Source organism: Deinococcus yavapaiensis KR-236 (assembly GCF_003217515.1).
GTDB classification, from domain to species: domain Bacteria; phylum Deinococcota; class Deinococci; order Deinococcales; family Deinococcaceae; genus Deinococcus_A; species Deinococcus_A yavapaiensis.
Map to the genome: position 1 here is coordinate 1 of NZ_QJSX01000045.1, position 1,272 is coordinate 1,272.

General features: G+C 61.9%; 2 protein-coding genes. One reads left to right on the forward strand and one right to left on the reverse strand.

Translation table 11 applies throughout. From position 1 onward, the window contains the following. Positions 1–606: 606 nt before the first annotated feature. Positions 607–927, reverse strand: a complete 321-nt coding sequence (locus DES52_RS22420; protein ID WP_146237436.1) for a hypothetical protein — start codon at positions 925–927, stop codon at positions 607–609. Between the two features lie 220 nt (positions 928–1,147). On the opposite strand from DES52_RS22420, the gene DES52_RS22425 reads away from it, so the two are divergent. Next, on the forward strand, positions 1,148–1,272 hold a 125-nt coding region (locus tag DES52_RS22425; protein ID WP_342767101.1), incomplete at its 3' end, for a PIG-L deacetylase family protein.

Below are 1,272 nucleotides of genomic sequence, written 5' to 3' on the forward strand. Positions count from 1 at the left end.
CGACCGCTCTGCAAGACGGCATGCTGCGCGTGGACGTGATCGCGTACAGCGACGGGTGGCAAGGCAACGGCGTGTACCCGGTGGTGTTGACGTTGGCTTGCACGTCCACGGGGCAGAGCGTGGACGTGCAAGCCAACGTCGTCGTCACCAACAACGGGCAATAACACGCGCCAACAGCGACGAGCGGAAACCACAGCGGTTCCTGCTCGTCGCCGAATGGACTTGGTTGGCATGCCTCGGTAGACCCCTCGTTCCGACGACGCGTCCCGCCGCCCAGTTTGCCGAGTTGGGACACGTGAACCGCCGCTGGAGGAAGGCGCGAAGTTTTCCGCCGAGCACGAGGCCCAGGTGGCTGCACTCCTCGCTCCCATCCAGGCGTTCCGACCCTCGTTACTCGTCGGGTTTGAGCGAGCAGGGCTCGCGTCGTGGACGCTACACCGACAGGATGAACTTGCTCGCGCACTTCCCGTTGAATGTCGTGGAGGGCTGACGGTGCGGCAGAGAAAGTGAGACCGCGAGAGTTGCCGGTCGTGCTGTATAAGAACGGGCTCCTGGCGCTCGTTTCGTCAAGAAGGCCGCGAATGATCGCGAGGCACGTCCTGAAGGTTACAGTTCGGGCTCGCGAACGAACGGCTCCGCGTCGAACTCTTCCATCACGAGGCCAAGGAGCTTGCCGACGGTGTTCTTCACGTCCTTGGGCGCTTGGACGAAGGTGCCGTCGAGGCGAACGTCGAGCGTCCGACCGGGTACGACGCGTAACTCGACGTCCGCGCCGAACTCACGTTCGACGTTCGGTTGGAGTTGTTCGTGCACCCAGTCGAGAACAGCGGTCTCGTCGATGGTCGGGCCGGGCAGCATGGCACCGTTCTTGTCGCGTTTCGGTGTCGGCTGTTGGATAGCGAACTTCACCGTGATCATTTTTCCCATAACGTAATAGTGACGAAGGATGGAGGCGGGCACAAGTACGCCATAGGGCATCCTTAGCTCATCGATCGAGTTCCACGTCATTCGCGGTCTTCGCTTCCTCTGTCGCCGGTCTCCATGTTCGACGGTGCCTCGTGCGGAGAACTTCTCGGAACTGCAGGCGCGGAGCGAAGACCGGTCGCATCCGATCACGTCTCGTTGTTAGGCTGAGGACATGAACCTCATGGCAGTCTTCAGCCACCCGGACGACGAGTGCGGTTGCGCCGCCACCCTCGCCAAGCACGCCCAGCGAGGTGACAACGTCCTCATCGTCTGGACGACGTACGGCGAGATGTCCAGCAAGTTCAA